The following is a 23,382-nucleotide window of genomic DNA, read 5'->3' on the forward strand; positions in this document are numbered from 1 at the left end:
GGTTCTCCTGTTGGAGCCTGTATGGCTCTCTTGCTAAATCGACATTGCTGCATTTGCCGCGACGGTAACCCTCACAAAGACAAAGAGAATTGATGGCGATCAAGCCCTCAGAGCTTCCCGCAGGCAGCAAAAAAGAGAGTTACCTCCAAAGGGTTAGTAATTTCTATTTTTTAATTATCTGATAAATAATAATTTTTATGAAGTAAATGCAGAATTGTCTCTACTTTTCCAGCGTGCCAGGTATTAAGGGGTAGATGTTCTGCCTGGCTCCTTGCGCACGAGAGCTTCCGCAGCAGGCTGAAGTTAAATCTAACAGTATGTTGTAACTACAATATGAATAAAAAAAAGCGCGGCTTTCACCGCGCAACGATAATCAACAAGTTTTTATATTATTGTTTTTTACGCCCGTATATCGCCCAGGTGATCACAACACAGGCAATATAGAACACGAGAAATACTTTCATTGCGCCAGCCGGAGAGCCGGTTAATGCCAGGGAAGTCCCGAACGCTTTCGGGATGAAAAAGCCGCCAATCGCGCCGATTGCTGAGATAAACCCAAGCGCCGCCGCCGTTTCTGTTGCCGCTTCGCGCATGGCTTCACTCTCGTTGCCGCCGCGTTTTTGTACGCGTTCCATGGTCATTTTGCGGAAAATAACCGAGATCATCTGGAACGTAGAACCACTGCCCAGCCCCGCTGTCAGGAACAGCACCAGGAAGACGCAGAAGAAGGCAATAAAGCTACCGCCAGTCCCTTCTGTGGGTAAGGTCAGGAACAGCGCCGCGCTGAAAATGGCCATCACCACGAAGTTCACCAGCGTGACTCGTGTGCCGCCAAGGCGATCGGAGATCGCGCCGCCAGCCGAACGCGCCAGCGCGCCGATCAGTGGGCCGAAGAAAGCAAAATGCAGGATCTGTACATCCGGAAACTGCGTTTTCGACAGCATGGCAAAACCGGCTGAAAAACCGATAAACGAGCCGAATGTTGCCAGATAGAGGAAGCTCATAATCCACAAGTGGCTGCGTTTCAGCACCGGCAATTGCGCGCGCAGCGAGGCTTTAGAGGTCGCCAGTTCGTTCATGCCGAACCACGCCGCCAGCGTAAAGAAGGCCAGCAGCGGAACCCAGACCCAGGCCGCGTTTTCCAGATACAGCATTGAGCCGTCCGGCTGAGCCGCGCCCGTACCACCAAAAGCGGCAAAAATGGAAAAAGAGACAGCCAGCGGCGCAATCAATTGCATCACGCTAACGCCCAGATTGCCCAGCCCGCCGTTGATCCCCAGCGCGCCTCCCTGCTTCTGTTTCGGGAAGAAGAAGCTGATGTTCGCCATGCTGGAAGCAAAGTTCGCTCCGGCGAAACCGCACAGCAGCGAGATAACAATAAACGTACTAAAAGGCGTGGTCGGATCCTGCACGGCAAAACCGAGCCATACACAAGGAATAATCAAAATCCCGGTGCTGAAGGCCGTCCAGCGACGACCGCCGAACACCGGTACCATAAATGAGTACGGAACACGGAGCAGCGCGCCGGAAACAGAAGGCAGCGCCGTCAGCATAAAGAGCTGGTCGGTGGTAAACTTGAAGCCCACTTTTGGCAGGTTAACAGCGACGGCGCTGAACAGCATCCAGACGCAAAACGCCAGAAGCAGGCAAGGAACGGAAATCCACAAGTTACGGCTTGCAATCGCATGTCCCTGCTGTTGCCAGAAAGCCGGATCTTCAGGACGCCATTCGGTAATAACTCGTGATGACGAACCTTTTTCCGGGATGGATGAGTGCTGCATATACACCTCTGCTGATCGGTTTGATGCCTGCCACCATAGTTTTTGTAGCGCCAGGTAAGTTGATATAAATCAAAGGAAAAGCAGCACTTTCTACGCCTGAAAAATCACTATGCTCATTAGTGAGTAGCCATAACATACAAAAAAGGTGTGGTTTTTCACGGCCATCGCCGCTACCGCGCAGATTCTTCCCACGTTGGTCGACATACTGGCAATAAAGAGGTAATCCTTTAGAGGTATGGGTATACCCCAGGCGATAGCTGACAATACCGCCACCCGCAGCGCATGCGGTCAAGGAGCTTTCATCACTTATGCTAAAACGCCTCTTTTCTCCTATTTCGCTGGTTAACCAACTGGCGCTGCTGATGTTGCTGTCCACCGTGATCGGCGTGGCAGGCATGGCGATCTCCGGCTGGCTGGTACAGGGCGTTCAGGGCAGCGCACACGCTATCAATAAAGCCGGTTCTCTGCGCATGCAGAGTTATCGCCTGCTGTCAGCGATTCCGCTGCATGAAGACAAGCAGTATCTGTTTGATGAAATGGAACATACCGCATTCAGCCCGGAGCTGGCGCTGGCCGCGCAGCGTGATGGCCAACAGGCGCAGTTGGCAGAGTTGCAAAACTACTGGCACAGCATCGTGATCCCCGCTATCCGCCAGGCGCAACAGTCCAGTGAAGCCGCAGACACTATCGCCATCTTCGTTGGCAGGATTGATAAACTGGTGACGTCGTTCGATCGCAGCACAGAACAACGGATTGAACAGGTCGTCATCATGCAACATCTGATGGCGCTGTTGATGGCTCTGCTGCTGCTGTTTGCTGTCGTCTGGTTGCGCTCAAAACTGCTGCGCCCGTGGCACCAACTGCTGCAAATGGCGCGCGCCGTCAGCCAGCGCGATTTTACCCAGCGCGCCTCGATTAGCGGACGCAATGAAATGGCGACGCTTGGCGAGGCGTTGAATAACATGTCCGCTGAGCTGGCGGAAAGTTATGCGGTGCTCGAACAGCGTGTCAAAGAGAAGACCGCCGGGCTCGAGCAGAAAAACCAGATCCTGTCGTTTTTATGGCAGGCTAACCACCGCCTGCACTCACGCATTCCGCTGTGCGAACGCCTTTCGCCGGTGCTTAATGGCTTGCAGGATTTAACCCTGCTGCACGATATCGAACTGCGCGTCTACGACATGGAAGATGAGAACAACCATCAGGAATTTACCTGCCAGTCGGATGCCAGTTGCGATGATAAAGGCTGCCATTTGTGCCCGCGCGGTGTCACAACGCCGCATCCGGGTTCCGGAACAACGTTAAAATGGCGGCTGGCGGATGCCCATATGCAGTACGGTTTGCTGCTGGCGCAATTGCCGCCAGGCCGGCATTTAAGCCATGATCAGCAGCAACTGGTTGATACGCTGGTGGAACAAATAACTGCGACGCTGGCGCTCGACAGGCATCAGGACAAACAGCAGCAGCTACTGGTCATGGAAGAGCGCGCCACCATTGCCCGCGAGCTGCACGATTCAATCGCCCAATCCCTCTCCTGTATGAAGATGCAGGTCAGTTGCCTGCAAATGCAGGGCGATGCGTTACCGCAGAACAGCCAGCAGTTGTTGGGCCAGATCCGCAACGAGCTGAATACGTCCTGGGCGCAGTTACGCGAATTGCTTACCACCTTCCGCTTACAATTAACCGAACCAGGGCTGCGCCCGGCGCTGGAAGCCAGCTGCCAGGAGTACAGCGGCCGTTTCGGTTTCCAGGTGCGGCTCGACTATCAGCTTACACCCCGCCTGGTGCCGCCGCATCAGGCGATCCATCTGTTGCAAATTGCCCGCGAAGCGCTGAGCAATGCACTGAAACACTCCGGCGCAACCGCGGTCAGCGTCGCCGTAGAACAGCAAGAAAACCGGGTGATACTGCGCGTTACCGATAATGGTCGCGGTATTCAGGTCAATGCTGAAAGGACAAATCATTATGGCTTGATCATTATGCGTGACCGCGCGCAAAGCCTGCACGGCGATTGCCAGGTACGCCCCGTTGCTTCCGGCGGGACGGAGGTTATCGTTACGTTCATCCCTGAGACGTTTCTCTCATCCATGCAAGGAGATACCCATGAGTAACCCGCAACCGGCCACTATTTTGCTGATCGACGACCATCCGATGCTGCGAACCGGTGTGAAGCAGTTGATCGGCATGGCGCCCGACATCACCGTGGTCGGCGAGGCCAGTAACGGCGAACAAGGGATTGAACTGGCGGATGCGCTCGATCCAGACCTGATACTGCTGGATCTCAATATGCCTGGCATGAACGGACTGGAAACGCTCGATAAACTGCGCGAGAAATCGCTTTCCGGCCGGGTGGTGGTATTCAGCGTTTCCAACCACGAAGAAGATGTGGTGACCGCGCTGAAACGCGGCGCGGATGGCTACCTGCTGAAAGATATGGAGCCGGAAGATTTGCTGAAAGCGTTGCAGCAAGCCGCGGCGGGAGAGATGGTGCTCAGCGAAGCGCTCACCCCGGTGCTGGCGGCGAGCCTGCGCGCCAATCGCGCGACCAGCGATCGCGACATCAGCCAGCTCACACCACGCGAGCGCGATATTCTCAAGCTGATTGCGCAGGGGTTGCCGAATAAAATGATCGCCCGCCGTCTCGATATCACCGAGAGCACGGTCAAAGTCCACGTTAAACATATGCTGAAGAAAATGAAGCTGAAATCCCGCGTTGAAGCTGCGGTGTGGGTTCATCAGGAACGCATTTTCTGAACGTTACGGGGCTGGCAACGACCAGCCTGCGTTAGCGTTATCGTCCGTCATCGGCACCACCACCGGTTCGGTCAGTTTCAGCTCAATGGTATTCGACGCCACGCGCTGCCCTTTGTCATCTTCCACCAGCGCGGTGAGCGTCCAGTGATTGCTCGCCCCTTCAGCGCTATCCCAGCGCGGCATAATCAGCGTCCAGCCATCGGCACTGCGGCCATTCGCTGGCGGCGTCAGGCTAAGCGCCTGGGTATCGCCCTGCCAGCTAATCGAACGTACGCCATGCGTGCTGTTAATTTGCAGCTTCAGCGCTACGGTTTCGCCTGGCTGTAAATCCCACGGCGGCGTAGCGAGAAACACCGACAACGTTTTGCGCTGGCGATACTCATACACTGGCGTGCTGTTGCGCGTTGGGCTGTCGTAACGGCTGCCGCGCAGCGAACGGCTGGCGGCCACTTCGCTGGCTGAGAGTTGCTTCCACAGCGGGACGCCAAAGCGGTAGTTGAGCTTCAGACCTAAGTCATTCTGGCTAAGGCCGCTTTCGCCCTGGCGGTGTTCGGCGGTCAGCGTCACCAGTGGAACCGGGGTATAGTTGAGGCCCACTTTCACCGCTACCGGATTGCGATAACCGGTGCCGGTATCAAACAGATCCACACTATCACCGAAGTATTGCTCAACGCTGAGGCTGGTATTCAGCTGCTGCCAGAACGGCAACCGTGCCTGCGCCGTTACGTCGTAACCTCGCGCCATGCGCTGTTGCTGCGTGGCGGTTTGGTAATTCCAGCTGCCCACAGGCTGGTAGTAGTTGGCGGAGAAACGCAGATACTCTCCCCATGCCTCGGCGCCTAACCCGGCGCGGCTATAATTGTCATCCAGCAGCGTGTCATAAAAAGTGTTATAGCCGAGCAACCAGTCGCCCGCGATCCAGCGTTGACCCAGCCCGACATTGCCCACCAGCCCCTGGTCCTGCTGCGTCACCCCGAGCTGCCCCCAACTGAGGTAGCGGTTATTATCCTGCAGAGGCACAAACCAGTCGCCGTGGCTGCCGGTAAAACTGCCCTCATTATCGACCTTAAAATCGACATTGGCGCTGCCCCAGGGCGACAGCCAGGATTCCACTTTCTGATTCACCTCATCGCTTACCACATCGCGCAATTGCCCGAATGCAAACTGGCGCGCCTGCTCTCCCGCGGTCAGCCCGTTATCGGTCATGCTGGCTTCACCGAAGGCTTTGGCCATTTCCGCAACGTGTTTTTCCTGCGTGCCATTTTCTGGCGCCATGCCGAGATCCGGCAAACCATCGCCGTCATTATCGAAGGGATTTTCCGCTTGCTGAACGAAGCTATTTTGTGCGGCATCGACCACATCGCCCGCCAGCAGCAATATCAGGAGAGATGAAACCTTATAATTCATAACACCGTACAGCAATTTGCTGATAATAATCCGCCCAGTTTTATCGACATGAACCTATAAGTTTAACGGTGTTGCCCCTGCTTTGCAGAGAACGGCCAAATACCAGGAAAATCCTTACCCACCCGCTGCGTTGCAACTACAGTTAATGCACCAATGCTGAAAGAGAATCGCCATGAATTGTAAACTGCGTGGAGCGCTCTGTAGCGCGCTGCTGTTGTACGGCGTACAGGCATACGCAAATGAACGGTTTAACCTGCAATCCCCGGCTTTCGCCGACAATGCATTGATGGAGAAAAAATTCGCCGGTAACGCCAGCAACAACCCCAACTGCACCGGTGAAAATCAGTCACCTGCGCTGGTGTGGAGTAACGCGCCAGCCAGTACAAAAAGTTTCGCCCTGCTGGTTCACGATCCGGAAGGCGCGAACGGGCTGGGGGTGACGCATCTGGTGGCTTACAATATTTCGCCGTCAACGACCGGTTTTGCACCAAACGATCTGCGCGACGGCAAAAATTATACCGGCGGGAAAAACAGCCCCGGTAATCTGCGCTGGCATGGCCCCTGCCCACCGCCCGGCAGCGGCGCGCACCATTACACTTTTACGCTGATTGCCACCTCGCTGCCGCCAACCTTGCCGGAAGGGCTAACTCGCGAGGCGCTGTTAGATAAACTCAAAGGGCACGCGCTGGCCGCCAGCGGATTGATTGGCCGCTTCGGACAATAATTTGTGGTAAACCACTGATTCTGCGCTGTCGTCCTTTCACCGGGGACGGCGGCGCAGTAGCATAAGCCCCGTCTGCCCAATGTTATCGAAGGAGTGAAAATGCAAAAGATCGTCATTGTTGCCACCGGCGCGGCTTATGGTAGTGAATCGCTGTTCAGCAGTTTGCGGCTGGCAATCGCCCTCTGTGAAGAAGAGAGCGCGAAGCAACTGAAAGTGTTTTTAATGTCTGACGCGGTTACTGCCGGTCTGCGCGGGCAAAACCCGGCGGAAGGTTATAACCTGCAACAGATGCTGGAAATTTTGACCGCCCAGGGCGTGGTGGTGAAATTATGCAAAACCTGCACCGATGGACGCGGTATCACCGCCCTGCCGCTGGCGGATGGCGTCGAAATCGGCACGCTGGTGGAACTGGCGCACTGGACGGTGGCTGCGGATAAGGTATTAACTTTTTAATACCTCCGCGAGTTCAATACAATTTTCTTATGAATGACGTTCCGTCATCAAGTTTGCCTGTTGTGTTGCCGATAGCCACTTAAGACAACACAGCAGGTAAGATAATTATGTTTAGATCGATTAAATCCCGCATTATTGCGGCCACGGCGGGATGTCTCGCTATCGCTTTGCTTCTTAACACCGTTATTAACTATCAGGTCACTCGCCAGCATAACCAACAAACTCAGCAGGATATCCTCTCCAGCACCAGCGTCAGCCACAGCATTGCCATTGCCGACTGGGTCGCCGGTAAAATGGAGATCATCAACTCGCTGCAAAGCGTCGCCTTAACTGACGATCCGGTGCCCATTTTTACGCAGATGGCGCACGCTGGTGGCTTCACCAATGTGTATATCGGTTACGCCAGCAAAACGGCGAAATTCTCCGATCCGACCGGCGTACCCGCCGATTATGATCCGACGATCCGTCCGTGGTATCAGCAGGTGCTGAAAGCGGATGCGCCGGTGGTAACCGCACCGTATGTCGATGCGGGTAGCGGGAAACTGGTGGTCACGTTCGCCGTACCGGTGAAAGAGAACGGTACGTTGAAAGGCGTGGTCGCCGGTGATGTTTCGATGGACAGCGTGGTCGCTAACGTACGCGGCATCAAACCATCGCCCAACAGCAGCGGTTTGCTGCTGGACAGCGACGGCACGGTGATTGCCGCGAACAGCGATAACCTGACGCTCAAACCCTTCGCAGAAGCGCTCAGCGGGGTGAGTTTCGCCGAGTTGCGCGCCGGAAAAACCGTCGAAGGCCAGTACGCTGGCGTACAGAAGATACTACAAGCTACCCCGGTCAAAGGCACCCACTGGCTGCTGACCGTGGCGCTGGACAGCGCAGATTCCACCTCCGGTTTGCAGGCACAGCTCAAAGCGTCCGCCCTGTCGCTGGTCGTGCTGGTACTGGTTGCCGGTGGGGTCATGCACTGGTTAGTGTCGGCCATGCTTAAACGACTGCTGACGATTCGCGATGCGATGAATGCCATCAGTAGCGGCACCGACGATCTTTCCCAGCGTTTACCGGTGGATGGTCATGATGAAGTGACGCAAATCGCCCATGCCTTTAACGCCTTCAGCGATAAATTGTCGGTGGTGATGGTGAAACTGCGTGATTCCAGCCAATCCGTACAGCAGGCGGCGCAGGAAATTGCCGCGGGTAACCAGGATCTCTCAGGAAGGACTGAACAGGCGGCATCCAGCCTGCGCGAAACGGCCAGCGCTGTTGAGCAGATCACCGCGTCGGTCGCCCAGTCTACCGACGCTGCGGCGCAGGCGAATCAGCAGGCGCATGCGGCATCTGAAGCGGCATCCCGCGGCGGCCAGGTTGTGACACAGGCGATCACCACCATGCAATCCATTGAAACCGCTTCGGCGAAAATCGGCGACATCACCAGCGTGATTGACGGTATCGCCTTCCAGACGAATATTCTGGCGCTGAATGCCTCTGTTGAAGCGGCGCGCGCGGGCGAACAGGGACGCGGGTTTGCCGTGGTGGCCGGTGAAGTACGCAATCTGGCCAGCCGCAGCGCGCAGGCGGCGAAAGAGATCAAAACGCTGATTGATTCCACCACTGAAAGTGTCGCCACCGGTTCACGCTTTGTACGGCTGGCGGGCGACAGTATGACCGACATTGTTTCCAGCATCGACAGTGTGTCGGTGATCATGCGCGAGATCACCGTCGCCACCAGCGAGCAGATGAAGGGCATTCAGGAAATCAATCATGCGGTTATCGATCTTGACCGGATGGTGCAGCAAAACGCCGAGCTGGTGATCCAGTCCGCCGCCGCCGCAGGCGCGCTACGCTCGCAGGCCGGGGAGCTTGCTGAAACCGCCGGGCATTTCCGCATTTAATCTTCTTTCGGCGCATTTCACCCACGGTTTTATGCGCCGACCTCCCCCCTTGCCAGATAATGTAATTTTTGTTTAATCGCTACGTCATTATTTGATCAAAATCAGCATTCGTTATCCTTCACTTTGGTGTTATTGACTGAGTGAATTGTGAACAGAATCACGTGCGAGAAGTTTTCGTGGCGGAAAGCGTTGTTATAAAACTACGGGGTTGGAAAATGGCGGTGGTAAAAGCAAGTTTGAAATTATTTGGCGGGGATACAATTGTCGTTCGTTGTTCAGCAAATTGTCATATTCATCTGATGAGCGAGAAGAGCAACGCGGCGAATGTGGAGACCGATATTTTAAGCGTCCAGAACCGCGCAAGCGCCTATCTGGCGGTGCCTTACAGCGGGATCTGGAACGTGCTGATCGATAGCCACAGCCAGTCGCTGGAGCACTCAATCAGCTACGTTGCAGCATAATCGCTCAACAGACAAAACCAGGTTGCAGGTCCGGGCCTGGTTTTTCTCCCCCCAGCAAACCACGCACTCTCCCCACCAGCTCATTCAGGCAGTCATCGTGCATACCGAGTTTGATCAGTTCCTGTTCAAGCGAGAAAAGGTATTGCGCATTGGTGCCAAGCGGGCCGCTGGCGGAAGCAATCAACGGAGCGATAGTTTGCGCGCGGGTATCGGATTCGTAGAGCGGATGGCGTGGATCCATAATAAACACCAGCGCGTTAATAATGCGGCCATCGTCCAGCGCCAGCTTGCACCAGCTCGGCAAATAGCAGCCGGTGATCATTTCGCGTTTCCACAGCAGCGACAGTTCTTCCGTAAGCGTTTCCTGCGGCAGACGGTAAGCCACGCCAGTTGTGCGGCCGCCCTCTTTCAGCGCCAGCATGCGGCCAGGCTGACAGGCCGTTCCGCGACCTGCGGTTAAGCGCAGGCAAAAGGCGCGATGCCAGCCAACCAGCGTTCCGGTGCAGGACTCTTCAAATTCCAGCGCCGGGTTCCACATCAGCGAACCGTAGCCGAAAATCCACACTGGCCCCTCATCCGGACGACAAGCGAGCGTCGCTGCCAGCGATGCGGCTCGTTGTTCCGCCGACCATAACAGCGACTCCTCAATGTCGCCAAACGCCGTTTTACAATCGGCTGTTCGCAAGAAATCACGTGTTAACATCTTTTACCTCCGCCACTGCCTGCTTCCTTGCGACTGCTTTACTGCTGTCTTCCCGACAAATGCTGCTTTAAGCGCAGCTTACTACGCACGATATGCAATTCGCGGGCCGCTTGCAATAGCACCAACACATTGAATATGGCTATAAATGGCGAAGTGTAATTATTTCATTATGTTATTTCTTTTTGTGCCAGCGATCGTCATCGCCTTTTTCATAATCCTGTTTAACGGCCGACCAGGCAACGCGGTGCGCAGTCTCTTCGCGGCTGGCGTCATCGCGCCGATCGGCTTTGTCCTTGTACTGCTCCCAGGCGCTATTAAACGCCTCTTTATAAATTTCCTGCGCATGGGCAGGCAACACATGCTGGACACTGTCAGGAAGATCAGATTTCTCTTTATAGGGCATGTTGTAGCTCCTTTTGGGCTAAATAAATAAGCATGGTTGATAATTCCTGCGATCGCCACCACACCATGATTTATCACAAATAAAAAATCACATCACATTGTTATATCAACATAATTTTCATTAGACATCGTTTTTTATGGCATTAGAATAAAAAACGAAGCCAGACAGTAAAACTAAGTAAAAACCAGTCTGAAACTGGCGATTTTTTGCTATTTTAGGCCGCTGATAATTTTATCTATAATCCACATACACCTGCACTATGACGGAGCATCATAATGACAACAACGCACGAAGCGGTTAAAACCCGCCACAAGGAGACCTCCCTTATTTTCCCGGTGCTGGCGCTGGCCGTGCTGCTTTTCTGGGGAAGTTCGCAGTCATTGCCAGCGGTGATTGGCATCAATATTCTGGCGCTGGTCGGCATTCTTTCCAGCGCCTTTAGCGTGGTTCGCCATGCTGACGTACTCGCCCACCGCCTCGGCGAGCCCTATGGTTCGCTGATTCTGAGTCTTTCGGTGGTGATCCTCGAAGTGAGCCTGATTTCCGCGCTGATGGCGACAGGCGATGCGGCGCCAACGCTGATGCGCGACACGCTTTACTCTATCATCATGATTGTCACCGGCGGGCTGGTGGGGTTCTCGCTGCTGCTCGGCGGGGGTAAATTCGCCACCCAGTATATGAATCTGTTTGGCATCAAACAGTATCTCATTGCCCTGTTCCCGCTGGCGATTATTGTGCTGGTGTTCCCGATGGCGCTGCCGGAGGCCAATTTCACGATTGCTCAGTCGCTGCTGGTGGCGTTAATTTCGGCGGCGATGTACGGCGTGTTTTTGCTGATCCAGACCAAAACGCATCAGAGTCTATTTGTTTACGAGCATGAAGACGAGAGCGACGACGACGATCCGCATCACGGCAAACCGTCTGCACATGGCAATTTGTGGCATACCGTATGGCTGATCGTGCATCTGATTGCGGTGATTGCGGTGACCAAAATGAACGCGAAGCCGCTGGAAGCGCTGCTGACAGAGATGAATGCGCCGGTCGCGTTTACTGGTTTCCTGGTGGCGCTGCTGATCCTGTCGCCGGAAGGTCTGGGTGCGCTGAAAGCAGTGCTGAGTAATCAGGTTCAGCGCGCCATGAATCTGTTTTTTGGTTCGGTGCTGGCCACCATTTCCCTGACGGTGCCGGTCGTTACGCTGATCGCGTGGATCACCGGTAATCAGTTGGTGTTTGGCCTTGGCGCGCCGGAGATGATTGTGATGGTCTCCTCGCTGCTGCTGTGCCAGCTCTCCTTCTCGACCGGCCGTACTAATGTGCTGAACGGCGCGGCACATCTGGCGCTGTTTGCGGCTTATCTGATGACGATATTTGCCTGACGCCATTTTTCCTGGCCGGTAAAAAACCCCGCATTTGCGGGGTTTTGTTTTTTTACTCGGTGTCGAGTTCGTCGAAGCTTTTCACCAGATCGTCAATCGCTTTGATCTGCTTGAGGAACGGTTCGAGCTTATCCAGCGGCAGCGCGGACGGGCCATCGCATTTTGCGTTGTCCGGATCCGGGTGCGCTTCAATAAACAGACCCGCCAGACCGGTTGCCATCCCTGCGCGAGCCAGTTCAGTGACCTGCGCGCGGCGACCGCTGGAAGCCGCGCCAAACGGGTCGCGGCATTGCAGGGCGTGGGTGACGTCAAAAATCACCGGCGAGTTATTGGAGACTTTCTTCATCACGCCGAAACCGAGCATATCCACAACCAGGTTGTCATAACCGAAGTTGGCGCCGCGGTCGCAGAGGATCACTTTGTCATTGCCGCCTTCATGGAATTTATCCACGATATTGCCCATCTGGCCAGGGCTTACGAACTGCGGTTTTTTCACATTAATTACCGCGCCGGTTTTCGCCATCGCTTCCACCAGGTCGGTCTGGCGGGCGAGGAACGCCGGAAGCTGAATCACGTCAACCACATCCGCTACCGGCTGCGCCTGGGAAGCTTCATGCACGTCGGTGATCACTTTTACGCCAAAGGTCTGTTTCAGTTCCTGGAAAATTTTCATTCCCTCTTCCAGACCCGGCCCGCGATAGGACTTGATGGAAGAACGGTTGGCTTTATCAAAAGAGGCTTTGAACACATACGGAATGCCCAGTTTCTGGGTCACAGCCACGTAGTGTTCGCAAATGCGCATCGCCAGATCGCGGGATTCCAGCACGTTCATACCACCAAACAGCACAAACGGCAGGTCGTTCGCAACGTTAATGTCGCCAATGCTAACCACTTTTTGTTTCATAAAATCGCCTTATCAAGTGTGAATCGGAACTTACTTTTAATGCAGGGTAACCTGTTTGTGCGAAATCGTGTTGATTTGCGCGCGGATCATCTCGCTTATCGGATCCTCAGGACACTGCTCGACGAAGTAACTCAGGTCGTGCAGCGCCACATGATCGCAATCAAGCTGGGCGTAAATCAGCCCACGGTCACGGATTTCGTACGGATCTTCCGGATTAAACTGTAACAGCGCTTCACTGGCGCGCAATGCCAGCTCCATCTGCTGCTCTTCCATCAGCGCGGACTTTAAGGTATCCAGCAGTTTGCGGATCACTTCAGCGTTGTCGGCTTCATCCAGATCTTCGTTAAACAGCTCGGCGACCGGGCTGATATTGCCCTTCAGCCACACTTCGAGCGTATGTTCGTCCAGCGTGTCGCCATTAAACGGGTTAATGAGCCACATTTCGCCATCCAGCCACTCGGCACGCAGGATCAGCTGCGTCGGGAAAATGACCGGCGTCAGCGGGATGTCGAGACGCCCGGCGACCCACAATAAAATCGCCCCCAGCGAGACGGCGCTTCCCTGACGATTTTCCAGTACTTTATCCAGCCACAGTGCATCAGACAGGCGGTAAACCCCACGCGTGTCTTTAAAACCCCATTCGCCATAAAACAACTCAATGAGCTTTTCCAACTGCCAGTCCTGAGGCTTCGCCTGACTTATTTCTTCTCGCGCCAGGCTCAGCAGCCGCTCCAGCTCTTCATGCACGTACAGCGAAGGAAAATCATCGCGAATCAGCTCTGAAACAAGGATCATCCCGTCGCATAATGGCGCGTTGTTAAATTCGAAATCAGCTAACGACCTCATTTCTTACCCCAGTATCGGTACTTTTGTGGCGGCGAGTTTAATGATGATGTACAGCACCACCAGCCCCAGCATAAAGGCGATAAAACCCGTTTGCTGGCTGCGCGGACGATGTCGTCCCAGCGCGATAAAACCCAAAACGATGTAGATGATAACGCCAAACAACTTTTCAGTCAGCCATGCGCCTTTAACAGTAAAAGGTAAATAGCCCGTTACCCACATCAACCCGCCGCCGCTTAACAGCAACACGCTGTCGACCACATGCGGCACAACCCGCACCCAGCGGGCCTGCGCGCGTGGGTTGTTCGCCCAGCGCCACCAGTAGCGTAAAACGAACAGGCTAATGGTCAACGCAACGCAGGTCAAATGCAATGTAATCAGTACGTTAAAGGCACGCATCGCACATTACTCCTGTAAAGGTCGCTTTCCCAGCGTCAGCCGCTCATTACCGCCATAATCCCGGCAGGTTTCCACTTCCTGCCAGCCATATTGTGAAAACAGCGCACGCACCGCTGCGCCCTGCTGCCAGCCATGTTCCAGCAGCAGCCAGCCGCCCGGCAGCAGAAAGCGTCGCGCATCGCAAATGATGGTCTGTAAATCGGCGAGACCATGATCGGCCGCCACCAGCGCGCTCAGCGGTTCAAAACGGACATCGCCCTGCTCAAGATGCGGATCCTGCTCGTCAATATAGGGAGGATTGCTGACAATCATGGCGAACTGCTGCCCAGCAAGCGCACTGAACCAGCAACTTTGCCGGATCTCGACGTTGGTAATCGCCAGATGTTCCGCATTGCGTTGCGCCAGCGCCACCGCCTCAGCAACCACATCGACGGCAGTAACGTGGCAATCCGGCCGTTCGCTGGCCAGCGCCAGCGCGATCGCCCCGGTGCCGGTACCCAGATCGAGAATGCGACACGGCGAAGCGGGAAGACGGTTTAACGCCTGCTCGACCAGGCACTCCGTGTCCGGGCGCGGGATCAGCGTCGCCGGAGACACAAACAGCGGCAGCGACCAGAATTCACGCTCACCCACCAGATGCGCCACCGGTTCGCCAAGCGCACGGCGCGCCAGCAACGCATCCAGTTGCTGCTGCTGTTGCGCCGTAAGCACCGTTTCACCAAAAGCGAGAATAAAGGTGCGCGTTTTGCCGGTCACAAACCCCAGCAGAATTTCAGCGTCGCGGCGCGGGCTTTCGCTCGTCTGCAACTGGCTTATCGCCGCACGCAACCACTGTTGATAGTCCATTAGTCCTGCTCGGAAAGCGCTGCCAGTTGATCGGCCTGGTATTCCTGCACAATTGGCTCAATCAGCATATCGAGCTTGCCCTCCATCACCTCATCAAGACGATAGAGCGTTACGTTGATGCGGTGATCGGTAACGCGCCCCTGCGGAAAATTGTATGTGCGGTTGCGATCGCTGCGATCGCCGCTGCCCAGCAGATTGCGGCGGGTTGATGCTTCCGCCTGCTGGCGTTTCGCCATCTCTGCCGCGTGGATACGCGCGCCCAGCACCGACATCGCTTTGGCTTTGTTTTTATGCTGCGAACGTTCGTCCTGGCATTCGACGACAATTCCGGTCGGCAAGTGGGTAATACGGATTGCCGAGTCGGTGGTGTTAACGTGCTGGCCCCCTGCGCCGGAGGAGCGGAAAGTATCAATGCGCAGATCCGCCGGGTTGATATCCGGCAGTTCAGCTTCAGGCAGTTCCGGCATGACGGCAACCGTACAGGCTGAAGTATGAATACGCCCCTGCGATTCGGTCGCCGGGACGCGCTGCACGCGATGGCCGCCCGATTCAAACTTCAGACGACCGTAGACGCCTTCGCCGCTGATTTTGGCGATCACTTCTTTATAGCCGCCATGTTCGCCGTCGTTAGCGCTCATGATCTCCACGCGCCAGCGGCGGGCTTCCGCGTAGCGGCTGTACATGCGGAACAGATCGCCGGCAAATAATGCCGCTTCGTCACCGCCCGTACCCGCGCGCACTTCAACGAAGGCATTGCGTTCGTCATCCGGATCTTTCGGCAAGAGTAAAACCTGTAACTGCTGCTCCAGTTGTTCGCTTTTCTCTTTCGCATCGCGTAACTCTTCCTGCGCCATTTCGCGCATTTCCGGGTCGTCGAGCATCATCTGTGCCGTTTCAATATCTTCCTGAACCTGTTGCCAGTCAGTAAAACAGCGCGACACATCGCTTAGCTGCGCATATTCCCGCGACAGCGCGCGGAAACGATCCTGGTCGGCAATAGTTTGCGCATCACCCAGCAGCGCCTGAACTTCTTCATGGCGTTCATGCAGGGCTTCCAGTTTGGCAACGATAGAAGGCTTCATAGGCGTAAATGCACCTTTTAATAATCAGAGAGTGGTGTTGTGCTAATCCAGCCCGAGGCTGTTGCGCAAAGTATGCAGGCGCTCATCGTCCCCGTCACGGGCAGCCTGCTGAAGAGATTTGGTTGGGGCGTGGATCAGGCGGTTAGTCAGCTTCCACGCGAGGTCCTGCATGATAACCTGCGGATCGCCGCCCTGCTCCAGCGCAGCCAGCGCTTTGGCGGTCAGTTCATCGCGCACGGCTTCGGAATGGCTGCGGTATTCACGGATAGTCTCGCTGGCGCTTTGCGCGCGCAGCCATGACATAAATTCGCTGGTTTCCTGGGCGACGATGGTTTCCGCCTGCACCGCAGCGGCTTTACGCTGCGCCAGGTTGTGCTGAATGATGCTTTGCAGATCGTCGACGCTGTAGAGATAAGCGTTGGCCACTTTCCCCACTTCCGGCTCAACGTCGCGCGGTACGGCGATGTCCACCAGCAGCATCGGCTGATTGCGTCGCGCTTTCATCGCGCGCTCCACCATCCCTTTACCGATGATCGGCAGCGGGCTGGCGGTAGAACTGATAACAATATCAGCGTCTTTCAGACGCTCGTCGATTTCGCTCAGGGAGATAACATCCGCCCCGACTTCTTCCGCCAGCACCTGCGCGCGTTCACGCGTACGGTTAGCAATGATCATCTTCTGCACTTTGTGTTCGCGCAGATGGCGGGCAACCAGCTCAATGGTTTCGCCCGCGCCAACCAGTAAGACGGTGACGGTCGAGAGGGATTCAAAGATCTGCCGCGCCAGCGTACAGGCGGCAAAGGCGACTGACACGGCGCTGGCGCCAATATCGGTTTCCGTACGCACCCGTTTGGCCACGGAGAAGGATTTCTGGAACATGCGCTCCAGATCGCTGGCATTGCCGTGCCCGCGCTGCGAATCGGCGTAGGCTTTTTTCACCTGGCCGAGAATTTGCGGCTCGCCAAGCACCAGCGAATCCAGCCCGCTCGCCACGCGCATTAAATGGCTGACGGCGTCATTATCCTGATGCCAGTAAAGACTCTGGCGTACTTCCTCTTCGCTCAGGTGATGGTAATCACACAACCAGCGAACCAGCGCTTCACGCAGGTTTTCCCGCTCTTCGACGCTTAAATAAAGCTCGGTGCGGTTACAGGTTGAAAGCACCACACCACCCTGCACCATCGGCTGCGAGAGCAGGCTTTCCAGCGCCTGGTCAAGCGTATCCGGCGAAAATGCAATGCGTTCTCGCAGCGAAACGGGTGCCGTTTTGTGGTTGATGCCAAGAGCTAAAAGGGTCATGAGCGCGGGAATAGTACCAACGTTGATAAGGTTAGACTGCACGCATCATACAGGATGCGCACGGTCAATAAAAGAGAGACTCTCCTTTCGGAGTAATTGGTATTTTAATGATTTAAGACAACTTGAACGTAGACGCTGTTACAGTGCGGCGCTAGCATTAAGCCTAATCACCGCAACCTCTCTCAAGGATTTGTCATCGTTATGACTCTGTCGGACTTCCGCTTTATTCGCCTGCTGCCGCTGGCCAGCCTCGTTTTGACCGCCTGTACGCTCAACGCGCCCAAAGGGCCGGGGCAAAGCCCGGATTCGCCGCAGTGGCGTCAGCATCAGCAGCAGGTGCGCGCATTAAGCCAGTATCAGACGCGCGGTGCCTTCGCTTACCTGTCCGATCAGCAAAAAGTCTACGCCCGCTTCTTCTGGCAGCAGACCGGCGAAGATCGCTACCGTTTGTTGCTGACCAACCCGCTGGGCAGCACCGAACTGGAGCTGAACGCGCAGCCGGGCAATGTGCAACTGGTTGATAATAAAGGCCAACGCTATACCGCTGACGATGCCGAAGAGATGATCGGCAAACTGACCGGCATGCCTATCCCGCTCAATAGCCTGCGCCAGTGGATCCTCGGTCTGCCGGGCAATGCCACCGATTACAAACTTGACGATCAGTATCGCCTGAGCGAGCTGAACTACAGCCAGGGCGGTAAAAGCTGGAAAGTCGTTTATGGCGGATATGACAGCAAAACCCAGCCGGCAATGCCTGCAAATATGGAGCTGAGCGACGGTAGCCAGCGTATCAAGCTGAAGATGGATAACTGGATTGTAAAATGACAACCTGGCCCGCTCCGGCGAAACTGAACCTGTTTTTATACATTACCGGCCAGCGAGCTGACGGCTATCACACCTTACAGACGCTTTTTCAGTTTCTCGATTATGGCGATACGCTGACCATCGAACCGCGCAGCGACGGTGAAATTCGCCTGTTAACCCCGGTTGCCGGAGTGCCGGACGACGAGAACCTGATCGTGCGCGCGGCACGTTTGCTGATCAACCGCGCCCGTGAGACCGGGCGTTACACTGAAGGCAGCGGCGCCGATATTGCGATTGATAAACGTCTGCCAATGGGCGGCGGGCTGGGCGGCGGTTCATCAAATGCCGCGACCGTGCTGGTCGCGTTGAACCATTTATGGCGCTCCCAACTGAGCGTTGACGAGCTGGCGGCGCTTGGCCTGCAACTGGGCGCGGATGTCCCGGTATTTGTGCGCGGGCATGCGGCCTTTGCCGAGGGAATTGGCGAGATCCTGACGCCGGTTAATCCACCGGAGAAATGGTATCTGGTAGCGCATCCGGGCGTCAGCATTCCCACGCCGGTGATTTTCAAAGATCCCGAGTTGCCGAGAACGACGCCGAAGCGGTCAATCGAAACGTTGCTAAATTGTGAATTCGGCAACGATTGCGAGGTTATCGCAAGAAAACGTTTTCGCGAGGTTGATGCCGCGCTTTCCTGGCTGTTAGAATACGCGCCGTCGCGCCTGACTGGCACAGGAGCCTGTGTCTTTTCCGAATTTGACACCGAATCCGCCGCTCGTCAGGTGCTTGAGCAAGCCCCGGAATGGCTGCACGGTTTTGTCGCGCGAGGCGTCAACCTCTCGCCGCTAGCACAAACCATCGCCGGGCAAGCTGAGCTCCGGTGACAACGTCACATGTTCCAGACGTTGCATCGCGCTCTTTAATACACCGCATGGATAGAATTTCGCCCTGACCGCACATTCTGGCGTATTCTATCCACCACTGGACGCATGCCTGAGGTTCTTCTCGTGCCTGATATGAAGCTTTTTGCTGGTAACGCTACCCCGGAACTAGCACAACGTATTGCCAACCGCCTGTACACTTCTCTCGGCGACGCCGCTGTAGGTCGCTTTAGCGACGGCGAAGTCAGCGTACAAATTAATGAAAACGTACGCGGTGGTGATATTTTCATCATCCAGTCCACTTGTGCTCCCACAAACGACAACCTGATGGAACTGGTTGTCATGGTTGATGCGCTGCGTCGTGCTTCCGCAGGCCGTATCACCGCGGTCATCCCTTATTTCGGCTATGCCCGCCAGGATCGCCGCGTGCGTTCTGCCCGTGTGCCAATTACCGCAAAAGTCGTTGCAGACTTCCTTTCCAGCGTTGGCGTTGACCGCGTGTTGACCGTTGACCTGCATGCTGAACAGATTCAGGGCTTCTTCGATGTGCCGGTTGATAACGTGTTCGGTAGCCCGATCCTGCTCGAAGATATGCTGCAACTGAACCTGGACAACCCTATCGTGGTTTCTCCGGACATTGGCGGCGTGGTTCGCGCCCGTGCTATCGCCAAGCTGCTGAACGATACCGATATGGCGATCATCGACAAACGCCGTCCGCGCGCTAACGTCTCTCAGGTGATGCACATCATCGGCGACGTGGCTAACCGCGACTGCGTACTGGTTGACGATATGATCGATACCGGCGGTACGCTGTGCAAAGCAGCAGAAGCGCTGAAAGAGCGCGGCGCAAAACGCGTATTTGCTTACGCGACGCACCCGATTTTCTCTGGTAATGCGGTGAACAACCTGCGCAACTCTGTGATCGACGAAGTGGTAGTCTGCGACACCATTCCGCTGAGCGACGAGATCAAAGCGCTGCCGAACGTACGTACGCTGACGCTGTCTGGCATGCTGGCCGAAGCTATCCGTCGTATCAGCAACGAAGAATCTATTTCTGCGATGTTCGAACATTAATCGCTGCTGACCAGAAAACCCGCTGCGGCGGGTTTTTTTATCTTTGAATGTCATTTGTATGATTTATTAAGTCGTTATTAATTTCCACTCCAGGATGAAATAGCATCGTGAATAAATTTTTCACTCCACAAGTTCTGCCTTTCCGCGCGTTAATTGAGGCGTGCTGGAAAGAAAAATACACGATGGCTCGCTTTACCCGCGATCTCATCGCCGGTATCACCGTCGGGATTATCGCCATTCCCCTGTCGATGGCGCTGGCGATTGGCAGCGGCGTCGCGCCGCAATATGGCCTGTATACCTCGGCGATTGCCGGTATCGTTATCGCCCTGAGCGGCGGTTCACGCTACAGCGTTTCCGGCCCGACCGCCGCGTTTGTGGTGATCCTCTACCCGGTGTCACAACAGTTTGGCCTTGCGGGCCTGCTGGTTGCGACGTTGATGTCCGGGGTGTTCCTGATCCTCTTCGGTCTGGCGCGCTTTGGCCGGTTGATTGAATATATTCCGCTTTCCGTGACGCTCGGTTTTACCTCCGGTATTGGCATCACCATTGCCACGATGCAGCTGAAAGATTTTCTCGGACTGCATATGACGCATGTCCCGGAACATTACCTGCAAAAAGTTGGCGCGCTGGTGATGGCGCTGCCCACCATTAATTTTGGCGATGCGGCCATCGGCGTAACGACACTGGCGACGCTGGTTCTCTGGCCGCGCTTACGCATACGCTTGCCCGGCCATTTGCCTGCGCTGCTGGCAGGCTGCGCGGTTATGCTGGTGGTGAACCTGCTCGGCGGCCACGTTGCCACTATCGGTTCCCAGTTCCAGTACACGCTGGCAGATGGCACGCAAGGCAACGGTATCCCTCAGCTTTTGCCGCAACTGGTGCTGCCGTGGGATCTGCCGGGTTCGAATTTCACCCTGAGCTGGAATTCACTTCAGGCGATGCTGCCCGCCGCGTTTTCGATGGCCATGCTGGGTGCCATTGAATCGCTGCTCTGCGCGGTGGTGCTGGACGGGATGACCGGCACCAAACACAAAGCCAACAGCGAACTGATTGGCCAGGGCATGGGGAATATTATCGCGCCGTTCTTTGGCGGTATCACCGCGACGGCGGCAATTGCCCGCTCAGCCGCCAACGTGCGCGCGGGCGCCACTTCGCCTATTTCGGCCGTGATCCACGCGCTACTGGTGATCCTGGCGTTACTGGCGCTGGCCCCGCTCCTCTCCTGGCTGCCGCTGTCGGCGATGGCCGCGTTGCTGCTAATGGTGGCGTGGAATATGAGTGAAGCGCACAAAGTGATCGATCTGCTGCGCCGTGCGCCCGCCGATGACATTGTGGTGATGCTGATGTGTATGTCGCTGACGGTGCTGTTCGATATGGTTATCGCCATTAGCGTCGGGATTGTGCTGGCGTCGCTGCTGTTTATGCGCCGCATTGCGCGGATGACGCACCTGGCGGCGGTGAATGTCAGCGTGCCGGATGACGTGCTGGTGCTGCGTGTTATTGGCCCGCTGTTCTTTGCCGCGGCGGAAGGTGTGTTCAGCGATCTGGAAACCCGCATCGCCGGTAAGCGAATTGTCGTACTGAAGTGGGATGCCGTGCCAGTGCTCGATGCTGGCGGGCTGGATGCCTTCCGCCGTTTTGTTGCCCGCCTGCCGGAAGGTACCGAGCTGCGGGTCAGCAATCTGGAGTTTCAGCCGCTGCGCACGCTGGCGCGCGCCGGTGTGCAGCCCATCCCTGGCCGACTGGCTTTCTTCCCTAATCGCGACGCGGCATTAGCCGATCTGTAAACCGGATGCGGAATAGCGATTCCGCATCATCACCTCTATCGCCCGTTGTAGCCATTGCAGCACTTCGGGCGTCATCCATGTTCCCTTGTTCCTGCTGCATCGCAGTGCGAAACGTTTGCTGCGTCTGCGCATCCGTTCCGGCGTAAAACTGGAACAGCGCCATTCCCGCCCGCCGCGACAACGCTCCAGCCTGAATCAACATGACTTCCCCCTCTTCTCCACAGACCGGACTTTCAGGCCTGACGTTACGTGAGGGTCAAACAGAACACAAAAAAAACGGCTCGATCAGGAGCCGTTTTCGAAAAATTCGTCTTTAGCTGTGATGTTGCCGGTCACGGCGGCAGCGTTTGTCATAGTGGCGAACCCACCAGTATTTATCGCACACCTGCTCATGGCCTCCTACGCGGGCGCCTGCGAGCCAGAGAACAGCTCCGAGGAAGATACTCAGTACCGCGCCGTGCGCAAAAAATTGCGGCAGGTTAAGCTGCGGAAGCTGGTTTAAAATAGAGTAACCAACACCGACAACCATCACTACCAACCCCAACCCCATGAGCGCATTGCCGAGTAACGAAGCGTTTTTGCGTTTCATATGTCACCTCCGGAACGATGGGTTGGATGGGAAAACCCCAATCCTTGTGAACAAAGTATAGACAGCGCTCTTTTTGGCGGTTGCGGGCACGATCACAATTACATATGTTTGACTAACAAAAATTTACAAATAAACGATTGAACTGCTTGAATTTCGAATGATTGAGGTGAGCAATCATTATCATTTTTCACCTTATGCCGTGAGAATTTTGTCATCGCGCCCCGCACAACGTAAACTACGCGCCGGATATTGACCTGGTCAGGAATAAAAAGTGACGATTAAACTGATTGTCGGGCTGGCGAACCCTGGCGCTGAATACGCTGCGACACGCCACAATGCGGGCGCCTGGTATGTCGATTTACTGGCAGAGCGCGCGCGCGCACCGCTGCGCGATGAACCGAAATTCTTCGGTTATACCTCGCGCATTAATCTGGCGGGCGAAGATGTGCGTCTGCTGGTGCCGACCACCTTTATGAACCTGAGCGGCAAAGCGGTGGCGGCGATGGCGACTTTTTATCGCATCAACCCGGATGAAATCCTTGTCGCGCATGACGAGCTGGATCTGCCGCCAGGCGTGGCGAAGTTCAAACTGGGCGGCGGCCACGGCGGCCATAACGGCCTGAAAGACATCATCAGTAAGCTGGGGAATAACCCCAATTTTCACCGTTTGCGCGTAGGTATTGGCCATCCGGGGGATAAAAACAAAGTTGTCGGTTTTGTACTGGGCAAACCGCCGGTTTCTGAACAGAAGCTGATCGATGAAGCCGTTGACGAAGCGGCACGTTGTACAGAGATCTGGCTGAAGGACGGTTTAACCAAAGCCACCAACCGCCTGCACGCCTTTAAGGCACAGTAACCCCACTGCAACGGCAATTTTGCCGCGCGTTACATCGGTTACGTGTATAATAGGCAAAGTTATTCAC

25 protein-coding genes are annotated in these 23,382 nt (G+C 55.5%); 12 read left to right on the forward strand and 13 right to left on the reverse strand.

Annotated features, from left to right (window positions below):
- Positions 1–389: 389 nt before the first annotated feature.
- On the reverse strand, positions 390–1,781 hold the full coding sequence (locus C0557_RS13165) for a NarK family nitrate/nitrite MFS transporter (RefSeq protein ID WP_208658752.1): 1,392 nt from the start codon (positions 1,779–1,781) through the stop codon (positions 390–392).
- Positions 1,717–2,178 carry a hypothetical protein gene (locus C0557_RS13170; protein WP_208657066.1) on the reverse strand — a complete coding sequence of 154 codons (462 nt, stop codon included), beginning with the start codon at positions 2,176–2,178 and terminating at the stop codon, positions 1,717–1,719. The genes C0557_RS13165 and C0557_RS13170 overlap by 65 nt, the downstream gene beginning before the upstream one ends.
- Between C0557_RS13170 and narX the strand changes: the two genes are divergently transcribed.
- Positions 2,090–3,889 carry a nitrate/nitrite two-component system sensor histidine kinase NarX gene (narX, locus tag C0557_RS13175; RefSeq protein ID WP_208658753.1) on the forward strand — a complete coding sequence of 600 codons (1,800 nt, stop codon included), beginning with the start codon at positions 2,090–2,092 and terminating at the stop codon, positions 3,887–3,889. The two genes, C0557_RS13170 and narX, sit on opposite strands and share 89 nt — an antisense overlap.
- Positions 3,882–4,532, forward strand: a complete 651-nt coding sequence (narL, locus tag C0557_RS13180) for a two-component system response regulator NarL (RefSeq protein ID WP_035889835.1) — start codon at positions 3,882–3,884, stop codon at positions 4,530–4,532. Before narX ends, narL begins: the two co-directional genes overlap by 8 nt.
- 3 nt (positions 4,533–4,535) lie before the next feature.
- On the opposite strand, the gene C0557_RS13185 is transcribed toward narL, so the two are convergent.
- Entirely contained in the window at positions 4,536–5,939 is a 1,404-nt protein-coding gene (locus tag C0557_RS13185; RefSeq protein ID WP_208658754.1) for a YchO/YchP family invasin, read from the reverse strand.
- A gap of 172 nt (positions 5,940–6,111) precedes the next feature.
- On the opposite strand from C0557_RS13185, the gene C0557_RS13190 reads away from it, so the two are divergent.
- The 4 genes from C0557_RS13190 to C0557_RS13205 all read left to right on the forward strand — a co-directional run bounded on the left by C0557_RS13190 (position 6,112) and on the right by C0557_RS13205 (position 9,469).
- On the forward strand, positions 6,112–6,663 hold the full coding sequence (locus tag C0557_RS13190) for a YbhB/YbcL family Raf kinase inhibitor-like protein (protein ID WP_208658755.1): 552 nt from the start codon (positions 6,112–6,114) through the stop codon (positions 6,661–6,663).
- Between the two features lie 99 nt (positions 6,664–6,762).
- Positions 6,763–7,116: a DsrE/DsrF/TusD sulfur relay family protein gene (locus C0557_RS13195; protein WP_007371869.1), complete on the forward strand. Its 354-nt coding sequence runs from the start codon at positions 6,763–6,765 to the stop codon at positions 7,114–7,116.
- 107 nt (positions 7,117–7,223) lie between these two features.
- A complete protein-coding gene (locus C0557_RS13200) occupies positions 7,224–9,008 on the forward strand; it encodes a methyl-accepting chemotaxis protein (protein ID WP_208658756.1) in 1,785 nt (594 codons plus the stop codon).
- 215 nt (positions 9,009–9,223) lie between these two features.
- Complete coding sequence (locus C0557_RS13205) at positions 9,224–9,469, forward strand: DUF1883 domain-containing protein (protein ID WP_208658757.1); 246 nt, start codon at positions 9,224–9,226, stop codon at positions 9,467–9,469.
- 4 nt (positions 9,470–9,473) lie between these two features.
- Here C0557_RS13205 and C0557_RS13210 read toward each other — a convergent pair whose 3' ends face one another.
- A complete protein-coding gene (locus C0557_RS13210) occupies positions 9,474–10,172 on the reverse strand; it encodes a gamma-glutamylcyclotransferase (RefSeq protein WP_208658758.1) in 699 nt (232 codons plus the stop codon).
- Positions 10,173–10,344: 172 nt separating this feature from the next.
- Positions 10,345–10,575, reverse strand: coding sequence for a putative cation transport regulator ChaB (gene chaB, locus C0557_RS13215; RefSeq protein WP_043953447.1), 231 nt, complete (start codon positions 10,573–10,575; stop codon positions 10,345–10,347).
- Positions 10,576–10,850: 275 nt separating this feature from the next.
- Here chaB and chaA point away from each other — a divergent pair, with 275 nt between their 5' ends.
- A complete protein-coding gene (gene chaA / locus C0557_RS13220; RefSeq protein ID WP_208658759.1) occupies positions 10,851–11,951 on the forward strand; it encodes a sodium-potassium/proton antiporter ChaA in 1,101 nt (366 codons plus the stop codon).
- 52 nt (positions 11,952–12,003) lie between these two features.
- Here chaA and kdsA read toward each other — a convergent pair whose 3' ends face one another.
- From kdsA to hemA, 6 genes are read right to left on the reverse strand one after another with little or no spacing between them, the layout of a single operon-like run.
- Positions 12,004–12,855: a 3-deoxy-8-phosphooctulonate synthase gene (gene kdsA, locus C0557_RS13225; protein ID WP_208658760.1), complete on the reverse strand. Its 852-nt coding sequence runs from the start codon at positions 12,853–12,855 to the stop codon at positions 12,004–12,006.
- A 36-nt stretch (positions 12,856–12,891) separates the two neighbouring features.
- Positions 12,892–13,701: an invasion regulator SirB1 gene (sirB1, locus tag C0557_RS13230; protein ID WP_064566004.1), complete on the reverse strand. Its 810-nt coding sequence runs from the start codon at positions 13,699–13,701 to the stop codon at positions 12,892–12,894.
- A gap of 3 nt (positions 13,702–13,704) precedes the next feature.
- Entirely contained in the window at positions 13,705–14,097 is a 393-nt protein-coding gene (sirB2, locus tag C0557_RS13235; RefSeq protein WP_074779097.1) for an invasion regulator SirB2, read from the reverse strand.
- 6 nt (positions 14,098–14,103) lie between these two features.
- Positions 14,104–14,943, reverse strand: a complete 840-nt coding sequence (gene prmC / locus C0557_RS13240; protein ID WP_208658761.1) for a peptide chain release factor N(5)-glutamine methyltransferase — start codon at positions 14,941–14,943, stop codon at positions 14,104–14,106.
- Positions 14,943–16,025: a peptide chain release factor 1 gene (gene prfA, locus C0557_RS13245; RefSeq protein WP_064566000.1), complete on the reverse strand. Its 1,083-nt coding sequence runs from the start codon at positions 16,023–16,025 to the stop codon at positions 14,943–14,945. Before prfA ends, prmC begins: the two co-directional genes overlap by 1 nt.
- A gap of 42 nt (positions 16,026–16,067) precedes the next feature.
- Complete coding sequence (gene hemA, locus C0557_RS13250; protein WP_035889882.1) at positions 16,068–17,324, reverse strand: glutamyl-tRNA reductase; 1,257 nt, start codon at positions 17,322–17,324, stop codon at positions 16,068–16,070.
- Positions 17,325–17,525: 201 nt separating this feature from the next.
- Between hemA and lolB the strand changes: the two genes are divergently transcribed.
- The 4 genes from lolB (at position 17,526) to dauA (ending at position 21,870) form a co-directional block, all read left to right on the forward strand.
- Positions 17,526–18,149 carry a lipoprotein insertase outer membrane protein LolB gene (gene lolB, locus C0557_RS13255; RefSeq protein WP_007371857.1) on the forward strand — a complete coding sequence of 208 codons (624 nt, stop codon included), beginning with the start codon at positions 17,526–17,528 and terminating at the stop codon, positions 18,147–18,149.
- On the forward strand, positions 18,146–19,012 hold the full coding sequence (ispE, locus tag C0557_RS13260) for a 4-(cytidine 5'-diphospho)-2-C-methyl-D-erythritol kinase (protein ID WP_208658762.1): 867 nt from the start codon (positions 18,146–18,148) through the stop codon (positions 19,010–19,012). The genes lolB and ispE overlap by 4 nt, the downstream gene beginning before the upstream one ends.
- 123 nt (positions 19,013–19,135) lie before the next feature.
- On the forward strand, positions 19,136–20,083 hold the full coding sequence (gene prs, locus C0557_RS13265) for a ribose-phosphate diphosphokinase (RefSeq protein ID WP_017457137.1): 948 nt from the start codon (positions 19,136–19,138) through the stop codon (positions 20,081–20,083).
- 107 nt (positions 20,084–20,190) lie between these two features.
- Entirely contained in the window at positions 20,191–21,870 is a 1,680-nt protein-coding gene (dauA, locus tag C0557_RS13270) for a C4-dicarboxylic acid transporter DauA (protein ID WP_208658763.1), read from the forward strand.
- On the opposite strand, the gene C0557_RS13275 is transcribed toward dauA, so the two are convergent.
- Positions 21,839–22,072 (reverse strand): hypothetical protein, encoded by a 234-nt coding sequence (locus tag C0557_RS13275; RefSeq protein ID WP_371813257.1) that lies wholly within the window; start codon positions 22,070–22,072, stop codon positions 21,839–21,841. The two genes, dauA and C0557_RS13275, sit on opposite strands and share 32 nt — an antisense overlap.
- Before the next feature lie 111 nt (positions 22,073–22,183).
- Positions 22,184–22,459: a stress-induced protein YchH gene (ychH, locus tag C0557_RS13280; RefSeq protein ID WP_043953438.1), complete on the reverse strand. Its 276-nt coding sequence runs from the start codon at positions 22,457–22,459 to the stop codon at positions 22,184–22,186.
- A 271-nt stretch (positions 22,460–22,730) separates the two neighbouring features.
- On the opposite strand from ychH, the gene pth reads away from it, so the two are divergent.
- Positions 22,731–23,315 (forward strand): aminoacyl-tRNA hydrolase, encoded by a 585-nt coding sequence (pth, locus tag C0557_RS13285; RefSeq protein ID WP_007371851.1) that lies wholly within the window; start codon positions 22,731–22,733, stop codon positions 23,313–23,315.
- Positions 23,316–23,382 lie beyond the last annotated feature (67 nt).

The organism is Kosakonia sp. MUSA4 (assembly GCF_013085925.1).
Taxonomy (GTDB): Bacteria; Pseudomonadota; Gammaproteobacteria; order Enterobacterales; family Enterobacteriaceae; genus Kosakonia; species Kosakonia sacchari_B.